Raw genomic sequence first — 23,076 nt, forward strand, 5'->3', positions numbered from 1 at the left:
TATGGGGAATAGACCAGAACAGCAAGAGTTTGAGTTCACAAAAGCGCATAAGCGCTTATTACTAGGATCAGTGTTCTTAATGGCGACATCAGCCATTGGGCCTGCCTTTTTAACACAAACTGCAGTATTTACAGAACAATTTTTAGCAAGTTTTGCATTTGCGATTTTAATTTCTATTATCATTGATATTGGTGCTCAAATAAACATTTGGCGTGTTCTAGTAGTTACTGGCAAACGTGGCCAAGAAGTTGCTAATGACGTATTTAAAGGTTTAGGGACATTTATATCAGCTTTAATTGCAATAGGTGGATTAGCATTCAATATTGGTAACGTTGCTGGTGCAGGACTTGGTCTGAATGCGATATTTGGATTAGACGTTAAATGGGGTGCAGCTTTAACTGCAATTTTTGCAATTCTTATCTTCACAAGTAAACGTGGTCAAAAGATTATGGACATAGTCACAATGGTATTAGGTACGTTAATGATTTTAATCGTAGCATTCGTAATGGTTAAATCAAATCCACCATACGCAGATGCAGCAGTTCACACAGTTATGCCTGAAAATCCAGGCGCTCTCGTATTACCAATTATTACTTTAGTTGGTGGTACAGTAGGTGGTTACATCTCATTCGCAGGTGCACACCGTATCTTAGATGCAGACATTAAAGGTAAATTCTATTTACCATTTGTTAACAGAGCAGCGATTTCTGCTATTTTAACTACTGGAGTTATGCGTACATTACTTTTCTTAGCAGTACTTGGTGTTGTAGCAACTGGTGCAGTTTTAAATCCAGACAACCCACCTGCATCCGTATTTGAACATGCTTTAGGTCCGATTGGTAAGAATATATTCGGTGTCGTATTATTCGCAGCAGCAATGTCTTCAGTTATAGGTTCAGCTTATACAAGTTCGACGTTCTTAAAAACAATGCACAAATCACTTTATAATAGAAGTAACTTAATCGTTATCGTCTTCATCGTGATTTCAACAATTGTATTCTTATTTATTGGTAAACCAGTTAAGTTATTAATTTTAGCAGGTGCCTTAAACGGTTTAATCCTTCCAATCGTATTAGCTACAGTACTAATTGCGTCTAGGAAGAAAAGCATTGTTGGTGATTACAAACACCCTATGTGGATGATTGTATTCGGTGCCATAGCTGTTTTAGTGACAGTTTATACTGGTGTATTATCTTTCCAAAGTTTAGGGGACTTATGGTCAAAATAATAAATAAAGTTGTTTTAAAAGCAATTTAAGGTCAATGCGGCCTTAAATTGCTTTTTTGTATTTCGGTAGTCATTGAAACTGTGGTAATATTGTACAAGTCGACTTTAGTTAAATTTTCTTAGCATATCTGAAATATGTTAAAATATTGGTGTTATGAGTATATGAGGAGGGCATCCATCATGATCGGAATCATTGGTGCAATGGAAGAAGAAGTTGAAATTCTAAAAAATAAAATACAAGATATAGAAGAAATCAAGATTGCGCACGTTATCTTTTACAAAGGACAACTTAACAATAAAGACATTGTTCTTACTCAATCAGGAATCGGGAAAGTGAACGCAGCAATCTCAACAACACTTTTAATCGAGAAATTTAATCCTGAATATATTATTAACACTGGCTCAGCAGGTGCTTTAGACGCTTCGTTAAATATCGGAGACGTTGTTGTAAGTAACGAAGTCATTTATAGCGATGCAGATGCACGTGCGTTTGGTTATACTTTCGGTCAAATTCCAAATATGCCTGCATCATTCAAGGCGAACGATGAGTTACTTAAACAAACATTAGATGTGTTACCTCAAATGTCTTTAAATGGTAAATCTGGATTAATTGTTAGTGGGGATAGCTTTATCGGCACTAAGGAACAAAAAGATGGTATTAAAGCTCAGCTCCCTAAAGCGATGGCTTGTGACATGGAAGCTACTGCGATTGGTCAAGTTTGCTATCAATTCGACGTGCCATTCATCGTTACGCGTGCAATCTCAGATTTAGCAGACGGTAACGCGGATGTATCCTTCGAAACATTCTTAAAGGATGCCTCAGTGTCATCTAGTGAGATGGTTGAGCATCTTTTAAAAGCCATTTAAACAGTATCAAACATTATATTTGAGTAGTTAAGGGGAATCTACACATGAGCTTAATAAAAAAGTATTTTATGCCTAATGAATATGTAAATTCAATTTATGAAATCAAACCTGAAAAGCTTGTTGAAATGAACATTAAAGGTATTATTACAGACCTAGATAATACATTAGTAGGTTGGGACGTTGAAGCGCCAACTGAACTTGTCGAGAGATGGTTTAAAGAAGCTGATGCAAAAGGCATCAAAGTAACCATCGTTTCAAATAATAATGAAGAACGTGTTTCTGTGTTCTCAAAACCTCTAGGCGTCGATTATATTTGTCGTGCACATAAACCTAGAGGTAAATCATTCAGAAAGGCCGTTGACCTCATGAATATTAAACCAGAAGAAACACTAGTTATAGGTGACCAAATGTTAACTGACATCTTCGGTGGTAATCGAAATGGCTTATATACCATTATGGTGGTACCTGTAAAGAATACAGATGGTTTTACGACACGAATCAATCGTGTTTTCGAACGTCGTTTACTTAAATACTTTAAAAGAAAAGGATATATAGATTGGGAGGAATAACGATTGCAAGAAACGTATAAATGTATCGGTTGTGGTGCTACACTTCAATCAGAAGATCCTAAGAAGTCTGGATATGTACCCGCGCACAATATTGGTAAAGAAGATGTTATATGTAAACGTTGCTTTCGCTTAAAGCATTACAATGAAGTGCAAGATGTAGGTATGGATAGTGAAGACTTCTTAGACTTACTTACTGGTCTCTCTGACAAGAAAGGTATCGTTGTCAATGTAGTTGATATTTTCGACTTTGAAGGATCATTTATTCATGCCATCAAACGTATCGTTGGTAATAAACCAATTATCTTAGCAGCTAATAAGATTGATCTATTACCAAAACAAATCAATAAGAGACGCGTTACCGAGTGGATTAAACGTACTGCACGTTCATACGGCTTAGAAACGGAAGCAGTTGTATTATTATCAGCTGAAAAGAATATCGGTCTTGAAACGCTTCTCGAAACGATTGAGAAATACCGTGGTCAAGATGACGTGTATATCGTAGGAACGACAAATGTTGGTAAATCGACTTTAATCAATAAATTAATTGAAACTAGTGTTGGAGAGAAAGACGTTGTGACAACTTCTCGCTTCCCTGGGACAACGTTAGACATGATAGATATACCTTTAAATGACGATAGCTTTATGTTTGATACACCGGGTATTATCCAAGAACATCAAATGACGCATTTGGTTTCTGATAAAGAACTTAAAATCATTATGCCTAAAAAGGAAATCAAGCAGCGCGTCTTTCAATTAAACGAAGGCCAAACATTATACTTTGGTGGTCTAGCACGCATTGATTATCATGAAGGTGGAAAGCGACCACTCGTGTGTTACTTTTCAAATGAGTTACACATACATCGTACAAAAACTGAAAATGCCGATCGTTTATGGGAAACAAAACTTGGTGATGTTCTAGAACCACCTAAAGATCCATCTCAATTCAATTTGGATCAAATCAAGACAGTTAAACTTGAAACGGGTAAACACAAGAAAGATGTTATGATATCTGGATTAGGTTTTATTACGATTGAAAGCGGTGCGAAGTTCGTTGTTAAAGTCCCTAGAAATGTAGATGTTACGTTAAGACCATCAATTATGTAGGAGTGAATGTCATGAAATTTGCAGTTATCGGTCATCCAATTGACCATTCATTATCACCAGTCATGCATCATGCGAATTTTCAAGCACTTAACTTAGACTACGGCTATGAGGCCTTAAATGTTCCACCTAAAGATATGCATTTAATTAAAGAAATTATCACTTCAAAAGGCCTAGATGGCTTTAATGTCACGATTCCTCATAAAACTGAGATCATGTCGTACCTCGATGTGATTGATGAAGCTAGCTGTGCGATTGGTGCTGTAAATACCGTGAAGATCGAAAATGGTAAATGGATAGGCTATAATACAGATGGCATTGGATATGTTAAAGGATTAATTGAACTAGACCTACATTTAAAACATCGAAAGATACTCATATTAGGTGCAGGCGGTGCGAGTAAAGGTATCGCGCACGCTTTAGATAAAATTACCGAACATAAGGTTACTGTAGCGAACCGTACGCTATCAAGATTTGATTCTTGGCAATTAGATGTTCATACAATGTCACTCAATGAAGCGGCCTCAGAATTAGACCAATTTGATATCGTTATTAACACAACGCCACTAGGTATGAAAGATAATCAAGAACTACCTATCGAACTTACAAATCTTAAAAGAGGGGCACTCGTTAGTGATATCGTTTATACGCCGAGTGAAACGCCTTTTCTAAAAGCAGCAAAGGCACAAGGCAACCCTATATATAATGGTTTAGATATGTTTGTGCAACAAGGTGCCGAAAGCTTTAAAATTTGGACAGGTCACACTGCTGATATAGAAGCTATGAAGAATAAAGTTATCGAATATTTATAAAAAAGGAGACTAGATATGTTATCAGGTAAACAAAGACGCTTTTTAAGAAGTAAAGCACATCATTTAGACCCGATATTTCAAATTGGTAAATCAGGTATAAATGAAAATATGGTTGATCAAATTAATGATGTCTTAGAAAAGAGAGAATTAATTAAAATTCACGTACTACAAAATAACTTTGATGATAAATCAGATTTAGCAGAAAGTTTAAGCGAACACACGCAAAGTGAAGTCGTTCAAGTCATTGGTTCTATGATTGTGTTATATAAAGAATCAAGTGACAATAAACAAATCGAGTTACCATAATATGAAAAAGATTGTCATATATGGCGGTCAATTTAACCCGCTTCATACCGCGCATGAACTTGTCGCATCTGAAGTTTATCATCACATACAACCGGATAAATTTTTCTTTATGCCGAGCTATATGTCGCCGCTTAAAACGCATCAATCACAAATTGACGTGAAACATCGTATTCAAATGGTGGAACTGGCAATACGCCATTTAGGCTTTGGTGAATGCCGTCTTGATGAAATCGAACGTAAAAGTGAAAGTTATACGTACGATACGATTAAAGCACTGACTGAAACGTATTCAGATTATGCCTTTTACTTCGTGATTGGCACTGATCAGTATAATCAGCTCGACAAATGGTATCATATTGATGCACTCAAACAATTAGTTACATTTGTTGTTGTAAATAGAGAGAAAGAAACACAAGAAGTTGAAGATGGTATGATTGCCATTTCAATTCCAAGGTTTGATATTAGCTCAACGATGATTAGAGAACGTATCCAACAACATGAAAGTATCCAACTTCTCGTTTCTAAAGATATCGAAACCTATATAAAGGAGGCTTCCTTATATGAAAGCTAAAGAAGCAATCGCATTAATTGAAGAGAAATTACCAAAGAAACGCTTTGACCATTCATTACGCGTAGCAGATACTGCTGTAAAGTTAGCTAAGAAACATGATGGTGACGTTAAACAAGCGAAGCTAGCTGGAATCTTACATGATTATTGTAAATATGATGAGTTAAGTGACATGTATCAAGTCGTTAGAAAATACGAACTTGAGAATGACTTACTTGGTTATGGCGGTGAAATTCTGCATGGTCCTGTTTGTGCGGCGGTGATGAAGCATGATTTTGGAATAGATGATGAAGAGATTCTTCTAGCTATTAAAAATCATACAACTGGTCGACAAAATATGACTAAAAATGAAAAAATTATATTTATAGCAGATTATATAGAACCTGGACGCACTACACCTGGAGTAGATGATATTAGAGAGATGGCTTTTAAAACAGGGAACTTAGACCATACCATTTATGAAATTTCTAAGCGTACCGTGTTATTCTTAATTGAAAAAGATATTAGTGTCTATAAGTCAACGATTGAATGTCTAAATTATTATAATTTAAATGCGAAATAAAAAAGGATGATTGAATGAATTCAAAAGATTTACTAATTGAAAGCACTCGTGCCATTGGCGATAAAAAAGGTGAAGATATTATTGCTTTAGATATGAAAGGTATCCATGATATATCGGATTACTTTTTAATTTGCCATGGTAATAATGAACGTCAAGTTCAAGCAATTGCTAAAGCTGTTAAAGATAAAGCGTATGAAAAAGGATATGACGTAAAACGTATGGAAGGGTATCAAGAAGCACGTTGGACATTAGTTGATTTATCAGATGTCGTTGTGCACATCTTCCATAAAGATGAACGTGATTATTATAATTTAGAGCGCTTATATCAAGATGCAACGTCTTATTCATACGACGAGGTTATGAATTTATGTCACAGTACACAGAACTAAGTCAGTACTACGATCGATTAACAGAAGACCAACCTTATGACTTATGGCAAGATATCGTTGAAACGTATGTGCCCAAGCGTAGTAATTTAAAAATTTTCGATATCGGTTGTGGTACAGGAAGCTTAACGCATCGATTAACGCGCCTAGGTCAGGTTACTGGGATGGATTTGAGCGTAGAGATGCTCGCATTAGCGCGTGCTAAATCACGTGATGTGAGATGGCTTGAAGGTGATATGTCTGACTTCGACTTAAAAACAACGTTCGATGTTATCACGATATTTTGTGATGCACTGAATTATTTGAAGGACACTGAAGCAGTCAAAGCAACCTTTGAAAATGTATACAAGCATTTAGATCAAGATGGCGTCTTTATATTTGACGTGCACACGATTTACAAGATGGAAACGCTGTTTCATAATCAAACATACCGTGATGAGCAAGAAGACTTTATGCTTGTATGGGACGCTGTCGAAGGCGAAGAACCATATAGTGTTTGGCACGATATGACATTTTTTATACAAGACAACAATGACTTATATCGACGTGTTGATGAAAGTCATTACCAACAAACGTATACGCTCGAGACTTATGCTACTTGGTTAAAAGAAGCGGGCTTCAGTGACATCGAAACATTTTATGATTTTGATCGTCATCGTAAGGACGAACATAGCGATCGTTTATTCTTTGTTGTGAAAAAGTAAAAGTAAAAATTTGACCTCCCTCGTTTATATATATGAGGGAGGTTTTTTTGTATGGATATTAATCAATTTAAGTCGTTAGTCATGAAGTATAAAGTGCATGTATTAATAGGTATTGGTGCACTCATTTTAATTGTGATGGGTTATAGCCAGTTCGGTGCTTCAGATATGAATTCTCAAGAATCCATGAAACCGATTAACGAACAACCTCAACCTATACTAGGTGACAAAACATATGATACAAAAAAGCATTCGAAAGTAGGTGAGACTAAGTCGAAGGATAAACGATTAATGGTTGATATTAAGGGTGCTGTAAGGTCTCCAAATGTGTATGAGATGAAAGAGAATGATCGCATCAAGCAATTGTTAGATCGTGCTGGTGTCTTACCAGAAGCGGATTTATCTCAAATCAATTTATCTGAAAGACTTCAAGATCAAAAACTCATTTATATACCTTCTAAATATGACGAAGGACCTAAACCAAATGGTGTTCATACTACGTCTATGGAACCGACCTCGAGTACAAGTAATAATAGCGGTGAAGTAAGCGTTAATTTAAATCAAGCAACTGAACAAGACATTACTAAAGTACCAGGTATTGGTCCTCAAAAAGCGAAAGCGATCATTGATTATCGAAATGAGAAAGGAGCCTTTCAGTCAGTAGAAGAATTGAAAGAAGTAAAGGGCATTGGAGAGAAAACCTTTGAGAAATTAAAAGATTATTTTACAATATAGGTATCACACGTATCTAGGAGGTGAGTTGATGGAACGTATTAATTGGACGGACTATTTTATGGCTCAAAGTTATCTTTTATCACTACGATCAACTTGTATAAGATTATCTGTAGGTGCCACGATTGTGAAAGATAACCGTATTATCGCCGGCGGATATAATGGCTCGGTTGCTGGTGAAGTACATTGTATTGATGAAGGTTGTTTAATTGAAGATGGACACTGTATAAGAACGATACATGCTGAAATGAATGCTTTATTACAATGTGCGAAACAGGGTGTTTCAGCACATAATGCAACGATATATGTGACGCATTTTCCTTGTCTAAATTGTACGAAGTCTATAATTCAAGCAGGTATTACGACAGTCTATTACGCTGAAAATTATCATAACCATGATTATGCAATTCAATTACTAGAACAATCTGGCATTACATATCAAAAGGTACCTTTCAATCCGAAACATATTGCCCAGTATTTCTTGGAGCGCTAATTGTTTCATATCGCTTTAAGTTTTTTAATTGGAGCTTTGTTTCATTATAATATTTATCTTTCAATCACTTTATGCTTGCTAAACGGCTTTATCTTATTACGAAAGTCGCTTTTTAAATTATTCGGTGGTTTGTCTTTAATCGCAATGTTAGGCGGATTCTACTGGTATACGCCTGAAAGCCATGATGATAGTCAAACCACCCAAATGTTAGCTACGAAATCAACTTACACATTACAATTTCTCGATGAATTTGAACTTAAAGAACCTAACTTGTTAACTGACATCACGTACCAAGACGAACCATACAAATTTTTGATACCAAGAAAAGCTTTAGATAAACAAGCTATATATTACTTATCATACGTGCCAAGTAGAAGGCTCCTTTAAGCAAAATACCTCGCAACAATACAAGTCTAAAGGCATTTTTATCGCACAAAACATACACTTTGAAACATGTAAGCCCCTACCTAAAAATGTGATATCGCACATTAACGTATTCCGCTCACATATTATACAACGTATTCAAGCGCACCCGCATTTTGGGTCAGATAAAATTGTTTCCTTAATATCAGGTAGCACTAAAACAATAGATTCAAGTGAACTCGACTTGATACGTCAACTAGGTATCTATCATTTGTTTGCGGTAAGTGGCACACATGTAGGCTTATTTTGTCTATGCGTACGATACATCATGCTGCGTTTGAATATACCTATTATTTATATCAATATAGCGCTCGTCGTCTTACTACCCAGTTATGCTATCTTCACAGGCATGCAACCTAGTGCGATTCGAGCGGTATCGATGTGTTTAATTTTATTGTTTTTACCTAAGGTATGCCGGCCTTATTTATTAGAGATACTGAGTGTATTATTTATATGTATGTGCTTAATAAATAAAGAAATATTATTTCATTTAGGGTTTCAATTTTCTTATCTTATAACATGCTTTCTAATATTATCTAAAACATTTCTAAGTCAATTAAGCAGGTTCCAACAGCTTATAAGTATCACTGCGATAGCACAGTTTGGTGCCATGATAATTAGTATATATGCTTTTAACGAGGTCCAATGGATTGGGCTCATTTCAAACATTGTATTCGTTCCACTATATTCAATCATCATTTTACCATTCGTATTTCTGTACTTCTTAATCGTACTCACTTTCGGACAAGCACCATTCCTCATAACTTTTATCGCAAGTTGGTTGTTTCGACTACAAGATATATTATTACGACTCTTTGAACCACTTACGCGCTTTAAATGGCACGTCCAAGACTTAACGCCATTATATTTATGTATAACGTTTATCCTAGTTTTAACGATTTTCGTTTGTTTCACTCATAAAAAGCCCAAAGCCGCAATAGTATGTTTGCTCACGTTAATACTATGTCTAAAGTTTATATTTATATTTCATGGTACTAAATTAACGTTTATCGATGTTGGACAGGGTGATTCAACGTTGTTTGAAACTAAAAAGCATCATTATATTATGATTGATACAGGAGGGTTAGAGCACGAGCACTCAAGTCGGAAATCTTCTAAAAGTATTACAGAACGCAACACGTATCCTTTACTGAAAAGACACGGTATTACTCACTTAGACCATTTGATTATTACACACCCTCATAAAGATCATTACGGCGAAATCGAAAACTTGCTTCAAAAAGTGCCTATCAAGCATGTCATTATTAATAAAGGTAGCTTTGAACCATCTTTATTACAAGCTTTTGAAACACTTTCAAAAACATATCGTTTTCAATTAACAGATGTTAAATCAATGAATCAGCTACAAGTTGACGAGGTAGAATTTAATTTTTTAGATGGCTACATTGATACAAGCGATGATCCGAATGAACACTCAATCGTTGTTTTAGCTAACATCAATCAGTATCGTCTTCTCTTTATGGGAGATGCTACCGCGCGCAATGAAGAAAAGCTCTTAAATCAATATGATCTTCCGCATATCGATATATTTAAGGTAGGACATCACGGAAGTAAAACAAGCTCTAGTCCTAAGTTTATTGAAACGATTCATCCAACCTTTAGTGTCATATCTAGCGGTAAAAACAATGTGTACCGGCTTCCTAATAAAGAGGTCGTGTCACGGTTGCTTCAACACCAAACGATATTATACGATACGCAAAAGCATGAACATGTTGTTTTTGAGTTAGGGGATCAGCTCCAAATTTATCAAGAAAGTGTCCGTTAATAGTCTAAATAAACCGTAGATGATATAATGAAGCAATGATAATTAGAAAGGGCGCTTGAAGATGTCGAATAATCTGATTGCAGTTTATGGCGAAGTACCAGAACTCATTCGTAAATTCTCTAATGAAAAAGTAGAAGCTTATCTCGATGAACCTAAAGATGACTTTAACTTTGTTAAGTTTGATTTGTATCATACTGAAATCACACAATGTATTGAAGAAGCGTTAACTTTACCTTTTTTATCAGATAAGAAAGTCGTACTCATTCAAAATGCGTTTGTTTTTACAGGTGAAAAAGCGCCTAAGGATGTTAACCATAATCTTCAACAACTTATGGAATTTATTGAAAAATACGATGATCATACATTAGTCATATTTGAAATATATAATCAAAAGTTAGATGAACGTAAGAAGCTTGTTAAAACACTTAAGAAACATGCTACATTAAAAAAGATTGACCAAATGACCGAAGAGGAAATGAAAGCATGGATTAAACGCTATTTAAACGATCACTATAAAGATATCAAACAGGATGCACTTGATTTACTTATCGAACTTACAGGCATTCATTACAACATTATTAAACAAGAACTTGAGAAACTCATGCTCTTCTTAGGCGATAATCCTACGATTACAAAGCGTGATGTTTCACAAATTGTAAGTCGTAGTTTGGAACAAAATGTGTTTTTACTTACTGAATATATTCAAAAAGGGAAGAAAGAAAAAGCAATTCATTTAGTTAAAGATTTAGTATATATGAAAGAGGAACCAATCAAGTTATTGGCGCTCATTACAAGTAACTATCGCTTATTCTATCAATGTAAGATATTGAGTCAGAAAGGGTATAGTGGTCAACAAATTGCCAAAACAGTAAGTGTTCACCCATATCGCGTTAAACTTGCTTTAGGTCAAGCACGTAAGTATGATCTAGAAACATTACTCAAAATTATGGATTCCTGTGTTGAGACAGATTACAAATTAAAGTCATCTTACATGGATAAAGTGCTTATACTCGAATTATTTATACTAAGTCTCTAAAAGAAGGCATAAAGAAAGGGTTAAAGTTCATATAGAAATGAGCTTTAACCCTAATTTCATACTGAGACGTATCTCAGTTGTTTTATAACATTATTTTGCAGCTGTCATTAATTTAGATTTCATGCGGTCAGCTTTATTTGAGTGAATTAAGTTGCTTTGAGCTGCTTTGTCGATTTTTTTAATCGCAACATTTACTAACTCAGCTTTGTTATCAGCATTGTTTTCAATAGCTGATTTAGCACGTTTAACTGCTGTACGCATATTGTTCTTTTGAGAAATGTTTCTTTCTTCAGCAACTTCAGTTCTTCTTACACGTTTGATTGCAGATTTAATGTTTGGCATTTCGGTCACCTCCTAAAAGTGAACTAGAATGATCAAATAAATTTGATTACAACAAAAAATATTTTACCAAAATCACGTTCTTTTAGCAATCATTAATTATTAAAGTTCTTTTACTTAAGGCAAAGCGAACGATCAAGATTTGCAATTATGTTGTAAAAACGTTATTATATCAAAGATGCAATAGAAAGCTACAGGTAATTCTTTTTAGAAAGTGAGTCGGATGTAATGGATAAACAAGAGCGTATTAATAGAAGAGAGAAGATCAGAAATTTTTCTATCATCGCGCATATTGATCATGGTAAATCTACCATCGCTGATAGAATTTTAGAGAATACGAAATCTGTTGAGTCACGAGATATGCAAGCGCAACTATTAGATTCAATGGACTTAGAACGTGAACGCGGAATCACAATCAAACTTAACGCAGTTCGTTTAAAATATGAAGCTAACGATGGAGAAACATACATATTCCATTTAATCGATACACCTGGGCACGTCGACTTCGCATATGAAGTATCACGTTCTTTAGCAGCTTGTGAAGGTGCGATTCTTGTTGTAGATGCTGCTCAAGGTATCGAAGCACAAACGTTAGCTAACGTATATTTAGCTTTAGATAATGATTTAGAACTATTACCTGTAATCAATAAAATCGACTTACCTGCGGCTGAACCTGAACGTGTAGCAGAAGAAGTCGAAAATGTAATTGGTTTAGACAAGGACGATGTTGTGTTTGCGAGTGCTAAATCTAACATTGGTATCGATGAAATTCTTGAGAAAATCGTAGATATGGTACCTCCTCCAGAAGGTGATCCTGAAGCACCCCTTAAAGCACTTATCTTTGACTCTGAATATGACCCATACCGCGGTGTAATTTCATCTATTCGAGTAATTGATGGTGTCGTTAAACCTGGAGATAAAATCAGAATGATGGCTACAGGTAAAGAATTTGAGGTAACTGAAGTAGGGATTAATACGCCAAAACCATTATCAATTGAAGAGTTAACAGTCGGCGATGTAGGTTACATTATCGCAAATATTAAGAATGTTGATGACTCTCGTGTTGGTGATACGATTACCCATGCTGAACGTCCTGCAGACAACCCATTAAAAGGGTATAAGAAATTAAACCCAATGGTATTCTGTGGTCTATTCCCAATTGATAATGCGAAATATAATGACTTACGTGAAGCCTTAGAGAAACTTCAACTTAACGATGCTTCGCTAGAGTTCGAACCTGAGTCTTCTCAAGCTTTAGGCTTCGGTTACCGTACTGGTTTCTTAGGTATGTTACACATGGAAATTATTCAAGAACGTATTGAGCGTGAGTTTGGTATCGAACTCATCGCTACTGCACCATCTGTTATATATACCGTTCACATGAAGAATGGTGAAGAAATCTTTGTTGATAACCCAGCACAAATGCCTGAGCGTGACCAAATTGAAGCGATTTACGAACCATTCGTAAAAGCTACAATGATGGTTCCAAATGATTATGTTGGACCTGTTATGGAACTGTGCCAACGTAAGCGTGGTCAATTTGTAAACATGGATTATTTAGATGATATTCGAGTGAACATCGTTTATGAACTTCCATTATCTGAAGTCGTTTTCGATTTCTTTGACCAACTTAAATCTAATACAAAAGGTTATGCATCATTTGATTATGAATTCATCGAGAATAAAGAAAGTACGCTTGTTAAGATGGATATTCTTTTAAATGGTAGTAAAGTTGATGCGCTAAGCTTCATCGTACACAGAGACTTTGCTTATGAACGTGGTAAAGCACTTGTTGAAAAGCTTAAAACGCTCATTCCGCGCCAGCAGTTCGAAGTACCTGTTCAAGCAGCGGTAGGTCACAAAATTGTAGCCCGCACTAATATTAAATCAATGGGTAAAAACGTTCTATCTAAATGTTACGGCGGTGACATTAGTCGTAAACGTAAACTACTTGAAAAGCAAAAAGCTGGTAAAGCTAAGATGAAAGCAGTAGGTAATGTTGAGATTCCTCAAGACGCTTTCTTAGCAGTATTAAAAATGGATGATGAATAATAAGATGACAAACGGGTTAGGGTCTCCCTACCCGTTTTAATTTATGAAAGTTGAGATGATAGTTATGGCTAAAAGTGTTTATATACATATCCCGTTTTGTGTCCGCATATGCACATATTGTGATTTCAACAAATACTATATTCAAAACCAACCCGTAGATACCTATCTAGAGTGCTTAAAAGCAGAAATGGCAACGATCCCTAAACAAACGATTCAAACACTTTTTGTCGGGGGTGGAACGCCGACAGCACTTTCGATGCATCAACTTGAATATCTTTTAAAAGCCATTCAAAATCAATTTAAAATTACTAAAGAGTTTTCTTTTGAAGCAAACCCCGATGAATTAACGAGAGAAAAAGTACAGCTCCTTAAAGACTATGGTGTTAACCGTATATCAATGGGGGTGCAAACGTTTGAACCTCGCTTATTAGAAATATTAGGACGCACACATCGTACTGAGGATATATATCGCTCAGTTGACGATGCAAGAGCGGTGGGTATCCCGTCTATAAGTCTTGACTTAATGTACCACTTGCCAACTCAAACCATGAATGAGTTTGGAGATAGTCTTAACCGTAGTATTGAAATGGATATTGATCATATTTCGAGTTATGGGCTCATACTCGAACCTAAAACGCAGTTCTATAATATGTATCGTCAAGGCAAATTGAAACTACCTAATCAAGATATTGGTGCTGAAATGTATGAATATCTGATGCATCGACTTATCGAAACGCCTTTTCAACAATATGAATTATCCAACTTTGCGAAAAAAGGACATGATTCAATCCATAACCAAGTTTATTGGAAGAACGATTATTACTATGGGTTTGGTGCTGGAGCTAGTGGTTATGTAGATGGCGAACGTTACACTAACGTGAATCCTGTTAATCATTACATCAAACATATTAAGCATAACGAACGACCATTGTTGCACGCGTCTCGCCCAACGCTTAAAGAACAAATGGAAGAAGAGATGTTTCTAGGACTCAGAATGAATCAAGGCGTTAATAAAGATCGCTTTTACAAGAGGTACCATCAAACACCAAACGACGTCTTTGGTCAAACGATACCTAAATACGTTGAGAAAGGTTTGCTTATTGAAGATGGTCAAAATATCGCTTTGACGAATCGAGGTAGAGTAATCGGTAATGAAGTCTTTGAAGCCTTTCTGATAGGGGATTAAATAAAAAATTAAATTCAAAAGCGTTCACGTTGACTTACTTTGACCTTTTTGTTAAATTATAATTAGCACTTGAAAGTGATGAGTGCTAATGAGGTGATAACATGATTACAAAACGGCAATTTCGCATACTTAATGCGATTGTTGAAGATTATGTTGATTTAGGACAACCTATCGGCTCAAAAAGTTTAATTGAAAGACATGGTGTGAATGTAAGTCCAGCGACAATTCGTAACGATATGAAACGCTTAGAAGAAATGTCTCTCATAGAGAAGACGCACACGTCGTCAGGGCGTGTACCTTCAAATTTAGGTTTTCGCTTTTACGTTAACCACATTTTAGATCAACATTCATTCCAAAATAATGAAAGATTAAATCATATAAGTGACATGTTAGTGAATAATCATTATGATATGACCTCGACTTTGAACGAGTTTGCTAATGAAATATCATCAATGTCAGAGTATACAACGCTTGTGGTTGGTCCTAATCATTCAGAGCACCAAATTAACACTGTGCATCTAATTAAAGCTACAGAACACCATCTTGTAATGGTAGTTGTCTTTAATACTGGTCACGTCGATCATCTTCATTTATCAACGCCGGATTCTTACAGTACTGATGATTTGATAATGTTATCAAATTACATCACGAACGAAATCCAAACTCGTAATGAAGTTGGAATGCGAGATGATTTTGATGCAACGTCTTATCAAAAGTTGATACAACAGATTAATACATTAATTAAAACTGAGATTAGTAATAATGCTTACGGTGTCTTTATGGGTGGTAAGGTGAAACTGATTGATGCTTTAAATGAATCTAATGTTTCATCGATACAACCTATCTTGCAGTACATCGAATCTAATCAAATTATGTCGTTAATTGATCACATGAATGATGCACGTATTAATGTAAAAATCGGTAAAGAAATCGATGAAGGGCTAGATGAAATATCAATCATCACAAGTGATTACCATATTGATGATGAATCTAAAGGCCATATTGCGGTTATCGGTCCTACCGCAATGAGATATCATGATGTTATCCAATTATTAGGACGTATTTGGTAAATATATTATTATGGAGGGCTAGTAATGGCAGAACATGATGAAGATTTAAAACAACAAAATGAAGCTGCTAACGAAGAAGCTGAAAACAAAACTCAAGCTTCTAATGAGAATGAAGAAGTTCAGTCTCAAGATTCAGAAGATAATCAAAATGAAAACAATGAAGAACAATCTGAATCTAATGAGCAAGTAGATGAAAAAGATCAAGAAATTGAACAACTTAAAAAAGAAGTAGACGAAAAAGAAGATCAATTCTTACGTTTACGTGCAGAATTTGAAAACTACAAGAGACGTATTCAGAAAGAGAATGAAACACTTAAAAAGTATCAGTCTCAACAAGTATTAACAGACATTTTACCTACATTAGACAATCTTGAACGTGCACTTCAAATTGAAGGTTCTGATGAATCATTCCAATCACTTAAAAAAGGCGTTCAAATGGTTTATGATAGTTTAGGTAAAGCCTTAGAAGAAAATGGTATGGAAGTTATTGAAACTACTGGTCATGAATTTGACCCTAATGTCCACCAAGCAGTTATGCAAGATGACAATTCAGAATATGATTCTAGTATTGTTACAGCTGAGCTCCAAAAAGGATACAAGCTTAAAGAGCGTGTCTTAAGAGCTGCAATGGTTAAAGTAAATCAATAATTTTGACGAATAGAAACCATTATGTAAAAATAAAATTGTTTTGACTAAATAGGAGGAATTGTTAATTATGAGTAAAGTAATTGGTATTGATTTAGGTACAACAAATAGTTGTGTAACAGTATTAGAAGGTGACGAACCAAAAGTAATTCAAAACCCAGAGGGTGCTAGAACAACACCATCTGTTGTAGCATTTAAAAACGGTGAAACTCAAGTAGGTGAAGTAGCTAAGCGTCAAGCTATCACTAACCCTAATACAATTCAATCTATTAAACGTTACATGGGTACAGACCATAAAGAAGATATCGAAGGTAAACAATATACACCTCAAGAAATCTCAGCTATGATTTTACAAAATTTAAAATCAACTGCTGAAAGTTACTTAGGTGAAAAAGTTGAAAAAGCAGTAATCACTGTACCTGCATACTTCAACGACGGTGAACGTCAAGCGACTAAAGATGCTGGTAAAATCGCTGGTTTAGAAGTTGAACGTATTATCAACGAACCAACTGCAGCAGCTTTAGCTTACGGTTTAGATAAAACAGACCAAGATCAAAAAGTATTAGTATTCGACTTAGGTGGCGGTACGTTTGACGTATCTATCTTAGAACTTGGTGACGGTGTATTTGAAGTATTATCTACAGCTGGTGACAACCGCTTAGGTGGGGATGACTTCGACCAAGTTATCATCGACCACTTAGTATCAGAATTCAAGAAAGAAAATGGCATTGATTTATCTCAAGATAAAATGGCATTACAACGTCTTAAAGATGCTGCTGAAAAAGCTAAGAAAGACTTATCAGGTGTATCTTCAACTCAAATTTCATTACCATTCATTTCAGCTGGTGAAGCAGGTCCAGTTCACTTAGAAACTAACCTTACACGTGCTAAATTCGAAGAACTAGCTGATGACTTAATCCGTAAAACAATGGAACCAACTCGTCAAGCAATGAAAGATGCTGGTTTATCAAGCTCTGAAATTGACGAAGTTATCCTAGTTGGTGGTTCTACTCGTATCCCAGCTGTACAAGAAGCTGTTAAAAAAGAAATCGGTAAAGAACCTAACAAAGGTGTTAACCCTGACGAAGTAGTAGCAATGGGTGCTGCTATCCAAGGTGGCGTTATCACTGGTGACGTTAAAGACGTTGTATTATTAGACGTAACACCATTATCATTAGGTATTGAAATCATGGGTGGACGTTTCAATAAACTAATCGAACGTAACACTACAATCCCAACATCTAAATCACAAGTTTACTCTACAGCAGCTGACAACCAACCAGCAGTAGATATTCACGTATTACAAGGTGAACGTCCAATGGCTAACGACAACAAAACACTTGGTCGTTTCCAATTAACAGACATTCCACCAGCTCCACGCGGTGTACCTCAAATCGAAGTTACTTTCGATATCGATAAAAACGGTATTGTTAATGTAACTGCTAAAGACTTAGGTACTAACAAAGAACAAAAAATTACGATCGAATCAAGCTCATCACTTTCAGACGACGAAATCGATCGTATGGTTAAAGAAGCTGAACAAAATAAAGAAGCCGATGAAAAACGTCGTGACGAAGTAGACTTACGTAACGAAGCTGACCAACTTGTATTCCAAGTTGATAAGACGTTAAAAGATGCTGGTGACAATGTTTCTGAAGAAGACAAGAAAGATGCCGAAACTAAGAAAGACGAATTAAAATCAGCTCTAGAAGGCGACGATATCGAAGACATCAAGTCTAAGAAAGAAGCTTTAGAACAAGTTGTTCAACAATTAACTATGAAGATGTATGAGCAAGCACAACAAGCTCAACAAGGTGCTGAAGGTCAACAACAATCTAAAGACGACAATGTAGAAGATGCTGATTATAAAGAAGTTAAAGACGACGATGATAAAAACAACAAATAAGTTCTAGCTTCAATCATTAAAAGTCAAAGTCAATGCTATTGGCTTTGACTTTTTTCTTGAATAAAATATAAACGTAATCATTTCACGATTTTAAACATAAAGGAGAGATAACTGTGGCAAAACGAGACTACTATGAAGTCCTTGGTGTAAGTAAAAGTGCTTCTAAGGATGAAATAAAAAAAGCTTACCGCAAATTATCTAAAAAATATCATCCAGATATTAACCACGAAGAAGGTGCGGATGAGAAGTTCAAAGAAATTTCTGAAGCTTATGAAGTCCTAAGTGATGAAAATAAACGTGCTAACTACGACCAATTTGGCCATGCAGGTGCTCAAGGCGGCTATGGCAGCCAAGGATTTGGTGGTCAAGACTTTGGTGGATTCTCTGGCGGTGGCTTCGAAGATATCTTTAGTTCATTCTTTGGTGGAGGCGCACGTCAACGTGATCCAAACGCGCCACGTAAAGGTGACGACCTTCAATACACTATGACTGTTACATTCGAAGAAGCAGTCTTTGGTGGCGAAAAAGAGATATCTATACGTAAAGATGTTAAGTGTGATACTTGTGATGGTGAAGGTGCTAAACCTGGTACTAAAAAGAAAACTTGTAACTACTGTCACGGTGCAGGAAGTGTATCAGTTGAACAAAATACGATCCTTGGTCGCGTAAGAACTGAAAAAGTATGTCCATCATGTAATGGTTCAGGTCAAGAATTTGAAGAACCATGCCCAAATTGTCATGGTAAAGGTACTGAAACGAAAAACGTTAAATTACAAGTAACAATCCCTGAAGGTGTTGACAACGAACAACAAATTAGACTTCAAGGTCAAGGTTCACCAGGTGAAAATGGTGGTCCAGCAGGTGATTTATTCATCGTATTTAGAGTCAAACCTTCTCAAACATTCGAACGTGATGGCGACCACATTCTGTATCACTTAGACATCAGTTTCCCACAAGCTGCTTTAGGTGATGAAGTCAAAATACCTACGCTAAATGGTAATGTTATGCTTACAATCCTTGCAGGTACGCAAACAGGTAAGCAATTTAGATTAAAAGAAAAAGGTATTAAGAACGTACATGGATATGGCTACGGTGACTTATTCGTAGACGTTAATGTTAGAACGCCAGACAAATTAACTGAAAGACAACGTGAACTTATGAAAGAATTTGCTGAAATTAGTGGGGAGTCAATTAATGACCAACCATCAAGTTTCACAGATAAAGCGAGACGTTTCTTTAAAGGAGAATAATCATGAAATGGATTGAATTATCAATCAATATCAATCGTGAGATAGAATCTTTAGTGACGTCTCTCTTAGTTGACTTTGGTTCTTCAGGTGTCGTCATTGAAGACCCTGAAGAATTAACGAAAGAACGTCAAGATCAATACGGAGAAATTTATGATCTTAATCCAGATGACTATCCTGAGGAAGGTATACGTGTAAAGTGTTATTTCAATGAGTTAGACTTCAGTGAAACCTTACAACAAAACATTGAACAAGCGATTCTTAACTTAGATGATGCTGATCAAAACTTTATTCAACTGCATGTTAAGCATCTACAAGAATCTGACTGGGAAAATGAATGGAAACATTATTTTCATCCATTTAAAGCCTCAAAACATTTTACAATTGTGCCAAGTTGGGAAGATTACGAAACGCAAGATACTGAAGAAAAATGTATAGAGTTAGACCCTGGTATGGCCTTTGGAACAGGGGATCACCCAACTACTTACATGTGTCTGAGTGCAATTGAAGACATCGTTAAACCAGAACATTCGGTTATAGACGTGGGTACTGGTTCAGGTGTTTTAAGTATTGCAAGTCACCTCATGGGGGCTAAGCGAATTAAAGCAATTGACCTTGACCAAATGGCAGTTAACGTTGCGGTTGAGAACTTTGAAAAGAATAACTGTGCTCAAGATATTGAAGCCGCAACTGGCAACCTTTTAAAAGAAGAAACTGGCAAATATGACGTTATAATCGCAAATATATTAGCACATATTATTGAACAAATGATTGAAGATGCATATGATAAATTGAATGATGGTGGTTACTTTATCACATCGGGTATTATAATAGAAAAAAGTAATCAAATCATTGAACAATTAAAGCGCGTTGGTTTTAAACACATCAATTTAAAAGAAGACAACGGTTGGGTATGCATCGTTTGTCAGAAAGTGAGCGAATAATATGCAACGATATTTCCTAACAGAAAGCGCTGATTTAAATCAGCGTTTTTTTATACAAGAAAAAAATGATATCCATCATATCTCTAAGGTGATGCGCATGCAGCCTGAAGATCACATCGTCTTCACGTTTAACGATGAAAAGGTATTTAAGTGTGAGATCATAGACATTTCTAACGAAGCCATCGAAGTTGAAACTATCGAAGCTTTAGATGTTATGAGTGAAATGCCTGTTGAAGTTACGATTTTAAGCGGACTCATCAAAGCCGATAAATACGAATGGATGTTACAAAAAGCAACTGAATTAGGTGCTAAACACTTTATTGGTACTGAAATGGAACGAAATGTAGTTAAGTTACAACCAAATAAAGCCTCTAAAAAGCTATCGCGTTGGGAAAAGATCATTAAAGAAGCTGCTGAGCAGAGTTATCGTTTATCGATACCTTCTATTAAATACATGTCGAACTTTAATGAAATATATGATATTATTAATCAATATGATTATGTCATTATCGCATATGAAGAGTCAGCCAAACGTGGTGAAGTTAGTCATTTGAAAGCTTTAACTCAAAAGTTTAAAGCAGGTGACAAAATCTTATTTGTATCAGGTCCTGAAGGTGGCTTTAGTGAAAACGAAATCGAGAAGTTAACTGAAGTAGGCTGTGCCGTAGGTTTAGGGCCTCGTATATTACGCGCAGAAACAGCACCACTTTATGTATTAAGTGCGATAAGCTATGAATTAGAATTAATGAGGTGATTAAATGTCAACAGTTGCTTTTCATACTTTAGGTTGTAAAGTAAATCATTATGAAACTGAAGCAATTTGGCAATTATTTAAAGATGCGGATTATGAACGCGTTGATTTCAATCAAAACGCTGACGTATTCGTTATTAATACATGTACAGTAACAAACACTGGCGATAAGAAGAGTCGTCAAATTATTCGTCGTGCAATTCGTAAAAATCCTGATGCAGTTATTTGCGTGACAGGTTGCTACGCTCAAACATCTTCAGCAGAAATTATGGAAATTCCTGGTGTGGATATTGTAGTAGGTACAGAAGGTCGTTCACGCTTATTAGATTACATTGAAACGTATCGTAAAGAACGTGAACCAATCAACGGTGTCGGTAATATCATGAAGAACCGTACATACGAAGAACTTGAAGTGCCTTACTTTACAGACCGTACGCGTGCATCACTTAAGATTCAAGAAGGCTGTAATAACTTCTGCACGTTCTGTATCATCCCTTGGGCACGTGGTTTAATGCGTTCAAGAGATCCTGAGAAAGTGGTTGAACAAGCAACAACACTTGTGAATTCAGGTTATAAAGAAATCGTTCTAACTGGTATTCACACTGGTGGTTATGGTCAAGACCTTAAAGATTATAATCTCGCGCAATTACTACGAGATCTTGAAACGGTTGATGGCTTAGAGCGTATTCGTATTTCTTCAATCGAAGCAAGCCAATTAACAGACGAAGTGATTGAAGTGTTACAACAGTCTACTAAAGTAGTGCGTCACTTACACGTACCATTACAATCAGGTTCAGACTCAGTGTTAAAACGTATGAGACGTAAATATTCAATGGCACATTTCTCTGAGCGTTTAACGAAATTACATGAAGCTTTACCTGGCTTAGCAGTTACAAGTGACGTTATAGTTGGGTTCCCAGGTGAAACAGAAGAAGAATTCCAACAAACATACGACTTTATTGTCGACCATCACTTCTCAGAACTACACGTATTCCCATATTCTCCAAGAATTGGTACGCCAGCCGCTCGTATGGACGATCAAGTTGACGAAGAAGTGAAGAATGAGCGTGTGCATCGTTTAATCAATTTAAGTAATCAGCTTGCGAAACAATATGCTTCTAAATTTGACCAAGATGTTCTTGAAGTGATCCCTGAAGAAAAAGGCTCTCACGATGGCATCTTAGTTGGCTATGCTGATAATTACATGAAAGTGGAATTTGACGGTGACGAATCATTAATTGGTGAACTTGTCAAAGTAAAGATTACAGAACCTAACTATCCAATAAATAAAGGTCAACTCTTAAGAGTCGTTGAACATGCTACAAATCAGTCAAATAAAGAAGTATTAGTTTAAATGTAAATTTTAT

25 protein-coding genes are annotated in these 23,076 nt (G+C 35.9%); 24 read left to right on the forward strand and 1 reads right to left on the reverse strand.

Going from position 1 to position 23,076, the window contains the following annotated elements; genetic code table 11:
• Position 1: 1 nt before the first annotated feature.
• The 15 genes from ACF3N8_RS07525 (at position 2) to holA (ending at position 11,569) form a co-directional block, all read left to right on the forward strand.
• The gene (locus ACF3N8_RS07525; protein ID WP_009382619.1) at positions 2-1,228 is read left to right on the forward strand and encodes an NRAMP family divalent metal transporter; all 1,227 of its coding nucleotides are present in this window, start codon (positions 2-4) and stop codon (positions 1,226-1,228) included.
• Positions 1,229-1,407: 179 nt separating this feature from the next.
• Positions 1,408-2,094, forward strand: a complete 687-nt coding sequence (locus ACF3N8_RS07530; RefSeq protein WP_009382618.1) for a 5'-methylthioadenosine/adenosylhomocysteine nucleosidase — start codon at positions 1,408-1,410, stop codon at positions 2,092-2,094.
• Positions 2,095-2,138: 44 nt separating this feature from the next.
• Positions 2,139-2,663 carry a YqeG family HAD IIIA-type phosphatase gene (locus ACF3N8_RS07535; protein ID WP_009382617.1) on the forward strand — a complete coding sequence of 175 codons (525 nt, stop codon included), beginning with the start codon at positions 2,139-2,141 and terminating at the stop codon, positions 2,661-2,663.
• A gap of 3 nt (positions 2,664-2,666) precedes the next feature.
• A complete protein-coding gene (gene yqeH / locus ACF3N8_RS07540; protein ID WP_238093380.1) occupies positions 2,667-3,767 on the forward strand; it encodes a ribosome biogenesis GTPase YqeH in 1,101 nt (366 codons plus the stop codon).
• Between the two features lie 11 nt (positions 3,768-3,778).
• Positions 3,779-4,576 carry a shikimate dehydrogenase gene (gene aroE, locus ACF3N8_RS07545; RefSeq protein ID WP_238093381.1) on the forward strand — a complete coding sequence of 266 codons (798 nt, stop codon included), beginning with the start codon at positions 3,779-3,781 and terminating at the stop codon, positions 4,574-4,576.
• Positions 4,577-4,591: 15 nt separating this feature from the next.
• Positions 4,592-4,882: a ribosome assembly RNA-binding protein YhbY gene (gene yhbY, locus ACF3N8_RS07550; protein ID WP_009382614.1), complete on the forward strand. Its 291-nt coding sequence runs from the start codon at positions 4,592-4,594 to the stop codon at positions 4,880-4,882.
• Between the two features lies 1 nt (position 4,883).
• Positions 4,884-5,453, forward strand: coding sequence for a nicotinate (nicotinamide) nucleotide adenylyltransferase (gene nadD, locus ACF3N8_RS07555; RefSeq protein ID WP_392449801.1), 570 nt, complete (start codon positions 4,884-4,886; stop codon positions 5,451-5,453).
• Complete coding sequence (gene yqeK, locus ACF3N8_RS07560) at positions 5,443-6,012, forward strand: bis(5'-nucleosyl)-tetraphosphatase (symmetrical) YqeK (RefSeq protein WP_009382612.1); 570 nt, start codon at positions 5,443-5,445, stop codon at positions 6,010-6,012. The genes nadD and yqeK overlap by 11 nt, the downstream gene beginning before the upstream one ends.
• 14 nt (positions 6,013-6,026) lie before the next feature.
• Positions 6,027-6,401, forward strand: coding sequence for a ribosome silencing factor (gene rsfS / locus ACF3N8_RS07565; protein WP_009382611.1), 375 nt, complete (start codon positions 6,027-6,029; stop codon positions 6,399-6,401).
• Complete coding sequence (locus ACF3N8_RS07570) at positions 6,380-7,102, forward strand: class I SAM-dependent methyltransferase (RefSeq protein WP_009382610.1); 723 nt, start codon at positions 6,380-6,382, stop codon at positions 7,100-7,102. Before rsfS ends, ACF3N8_RS07570 begins: the two co-directional genes overlap by 22 nt.
• A gap of 51 nt (positions 7,103-7,153) precedes the next feature.
• Positions 7,154-7,834 (forward strand): helix-hairpin-helix domain-containing protein, encoded by a 681-nt coding sequence (locus ACF3N8_RS07575; protein ID WP_009382608.1) that lies wholly within the window; start codon positions 7,154-7,156, stop codon positions 7,832-7,834.
• Between the two features lie 28 nt (positions 7,835-7,862).
• Complete coding sequence (locus ACF3N8_RS07580; protein WP_009382606.1) at positions 7,863-8,324, forward strand: ComE operon protein 2; 462 nt, start codon at positions 7,863-7,865, stop codon at positions 8,322-8,324.
• Entirely contained in the window at positions 8,325-8,711 is a 387-nt protein-coding gene (locus tag ACF3N8_RS07585; RefSeq protein WP_238101950.1) for a hypothetical protein, read from the forward strand.
• A gap of 88 nt (positions 8,712-8,799) precedes the next feature.
• A complete protein-coding gene (locus ACF3N8_RS07590; RefSeq protein WP_238101951.1) occupies positions 8,800-10,533 on the forward strand; it encodes a DNA internalization-related competence protein ComEC/Rec2 in 1,734 nt (577 codons plus the stop codon).
• A 61-nt stretch (positions 10,534-10,594) separates the two neighbouring features.
• On the forward strand, positions 10,595-11,569 hold the full coding sequence (holA, locus tag ACF3N8_RS07595; protein WP_238093386.1) for a DNA polymerase III subunit delta: 975 nt from the start codon (positions 10,595-10,597) through the stop codon (positions 11,567-11,569).
• A 90-nt stretch (positions 11,570-11,659) separates the two neighbouring features.
• Here the strand turns inward: holA and rpsT are convergent, their stop codons facing one another.
• Complete coding sequence (gene rpsT, locus ACF3N8_RS07600; RefSeq protein WP_009382601.1) at positions 11,660-11,911, reverse strand: 30S ribosomal protein S20; 252 nt, start codon at positions 11,909-11,911, stop codon at positions 11,660-11,662.
• A gap of 225 nt (positions 11,912-12,136) precedes the next feature.
• Between rpsT and lepA the strand changes: the two genes are divergently transcribed.
• The 9 genes from lepA (at position 12,137) to mtaB (ending at position 23,063) form a co-directional block, all read left to right on the forward strand.
• Complete coding sequence (gene lepA / locus ACF3N8_RS07605; protein WP_009382600.1) at positions 12,137-13,960, forward strand: translation elongation factor 4; 1,824 nt, start codon at positions 12,137-12,139, stop codon at positions 13,958-13,960.
• A 55-nt stretch (positions 13,961-14,015) separates the two neighbouring features.
• Positions 14,016-15,146 carry a radical SAM family heme chaperone HemW gene (hemW, locus tag ACF3N8_RS07610; RefSeq protein WP_238101957.1) on the forward strand — a complete coding sequence of 377 codons (1,131 nt, stop codon included), beginning with the start codon at positions 14,016-14,018 and terminating at the stop codon, positions 15,144-15,146.
• Positions 15,147-15,247: 101 nt separating this feature from the next.
• Positions 15,248-16,216 carry a heat-inducible transcriptional repressor HrcA gene (hrcA, locus tag ACF3N8_RS07615; RefSeq protein WP_238100797.1) on the forward strand — a complete coding sequence of 323 codons (969 nt, stop codon included), beginning with the start codon at positions 15,248-15,250 and terminating at the stop codon, positions 16,214-16,216.
• Positions 16,217-16,240: 24 nt separating this feature from the next.
• Positions 16,241-16,864, forward strand: a complete 624-nt coding sequence (gene grpE, locus ACF3N8_RS07620; RefSeq protein ID WP_392449802.1) for a nucleotide exchange factor GrpE — start codon at positions 16,241-16,243, stop codon at positions 16,862-16,864.
• A 67-nt stretch (positions 16,865-16,931) separates the two neighbouring features.
• Positions 16,932-18,767, forward strand: a complete 1,836-nt coding sequence (gene dnaK / locus ACF3N8_RS07625) for a molecular chaperone DnaK (RefSeq protein ID WP_238093392.1) — start codon at positions 16,932-16,934, stop codon at positions 18,765-18,767.
• Between the two features lie 113 nt (positions 18,768-18,880).
• Positions 18,881-20,017: a molecular chaperone DnaJ gene (gene dnaJ / locus ACF3N8_RS07630; RefSeq protein ID WP_392449803.1), complete on the forward strand. Its 1,137-nt coding sequence runs from the start codon at positions 18,881-18,883 to the stop codon at positions 20,015-20,017.
• Positions 20,018-20,019: 2 nt separating this feature from the next.
• Complete coding sequence (gene prmA / locus ACF3N8_RS07635) at positions 20,020-20,958, forward strand: 50S ribosomal protein L11 methyltransferase (RefSeq protein ID WP_009382593.1); 939 nt, start codon at positions 20,020-20,022, stop codon at positions 20,956-20,958.
• Between the two features lies 1 nt (position 20,959).
• Positions 20,960-21,712: a 16S rRNA (uracil(1498)-N(3))-methyltransferase gene (locus ACF3N8_RS07640; protein ID WP_238101953.1), complete on the forward strand. Its 753-nt coding sequence runs from the start codon at positions 20,960-20,962 to the stop codon at positions 21,710-21,712.
• Between the two features lie 4 nt (positions 21,713-21,716).
• Entirely contained in the window at positions 21,717-23,063 is a 1,347-nt protein-coding gene (mtaB, locus tag ACF3N8_RS07645) for a tRNA (N(6)-L-threonylcarbamoyladenosine(37)-C(2))-methylthiotransferase MtaB (RefSeq protein WP_009382590.1), read from the forward strand.
• Positions 23,064-23,076 lie beyond the last annotated feature (13 nt).

The organism is Staphylococcus massiliensis, assembly GCF_043186315.1.
In the GTDB taxonomy this organism is placed as follows: domain Bacteria; phylum Bacillota; class Bacilli; order Staphylococcales; family Staphylococcaceae; genus Staphylococcus; species Staphylococcus massiliensis.

Excerpts from the sequence above, each read along its gene's own strand:
- ACF3N8_RS07525 (WP_009382619.1), top strand. The coding sequence starts at position 2 with ATGGGGAATAGACCAGAACAGCAAGAGTTTGAGTTCACAAAAGCGCAT.
- ACF3N8_RS07530 (WP_009382618.1), top strand. The coding sequence starts at position 1,408 with ATGATCGGAATCATTGGTGCAATGGAAGAAGAAGTTGAAATTCTAAAA.
- ACF3N8_RS07535 (WP_009382617.1), top strand. The coding sequence starts at position 2,139 with ATGAGCTTAATAAAAAAGTATTTTATGCCTAATGAATATGTAAATTCA.
- aroE (WP_238093381.1), top strand. The coding sequence starts at position 3,779 with ATGAAATTTGCAGTTATCGGTCATCCAATTGACCATTCATTATCACCA.
- yhbY (WP_009382614.1), top strand. The coding sequence starts at position 4,592 with ATGTTATCAGGTAAACAAAGACGCTTTTTAAGAAGTAAAGCACATCAT.
- nadD (WP_392449801.1), top strand. The coding sequence starts at position 4,884 with ATGAAAAAGATTGTCATATATGGCGGTCAATTTAACCCGCTTCATACC.
- yqeK (WP_009382612.1), top strand. The coding sequence starts at position 5,443 with ATGAAAGCTAAAGAAGCAATCGCATTAATTGAAGAGAAATTACCAAAG.
- rsfS (WP_009382611.1), top strand. The coding sequence starts at position 6,027 with ATGAATTCAAAAGATTTACTAATTGAAAGCACTCGTGCCATTGGCGAT.
- ACF3N8_RS07570 (WP_009382610.1), top strand. The coding sequence starts at position 6,380 with ATGTCACAGTACACAGAACTAAGTCAGTACTACGATCGATTAACAGAA.
- ACF3N8_RS07575 (WP_009382608.1), top strand. The coding sequence starts at position 7,154 with ATGGATATTAATCAATTTAAGTCGTTAGTCATGAAGTATAAAGTGCAT.
- ACF3N8_RS07580 (WP_009382606.1), top strand. The coding sequence starts at position 7,863 with ATGGAACGTATTAATTGGACGGACTATTTTATGGCTCAAAGTTATCTT.
- holA (WP_238093386.1), top strand. The coding sequence starts at position 10,595 with ATGTCGAATAATCTGATTGCAGTTTATGGCGAAGTACCAGAACTCATT.
- rpsT (WP_009382601.1), bottom strand. The coding sequence starts at position 11,911 with ATGCCAAACATTAAATCTGCAATCAAACGTGTAAGAAGAACTGAAGTT.
- lepA (WP_009382600.1), top strand. The coding sequence starts at position 12,137 with ATGGATAAACAAGAGCGTATTAATAGAAGAGAGAAGATCAGAAATTTT.
- hemW (WP_238101957.1), top strand. The coding sequence starts at position 14,016 with ATGATAGTTATGGCTAAAAGTGTTTATATACATATCCCGTTTTGTGTC.
- hrcA (WP_238100797.1), top strand. The coding sequence starts at position 15,248 with ATGATTACAAAACGGCAATTTCGCATACTTAATGCGATTGTTGAAGAT.
- grpE (WP_392449802.1), top strand. The coding sequence starts at position 16,241 with ATGGCAGAACATGATGAAGATTTAAAACAACAAAATGAAGCTGCTAAC.
- dnaK (WP_238093392.1), top strand. The coding sequence starts at position 16,932 with ATGAGTAAAGTAATTGGTATTGATTTAGGTACAACAAATAGTTGTGTA.
- prmA (WP_009382593.1), top strand. The coding sequence starts at position 20,020 with ATGAAATGGATTGAATTATCAATCAATATCAATCGTGAGATAGAATCT.
- ACF3N8_RS07640 (WP_238101953.1), top strand. The coding sequence starts at position 20,960 with ATGCAACGATATTTCCTAACAGAAAGCGCTGATTTAAATCAGCGTTTT.
- mtaB (WP_009382590.1), top strand. The coding sequence starts at position 21,717 with ATGTCAACAGTTGCTTTTCATACTTTAGGTTGTAAAGTAAATCATTAT.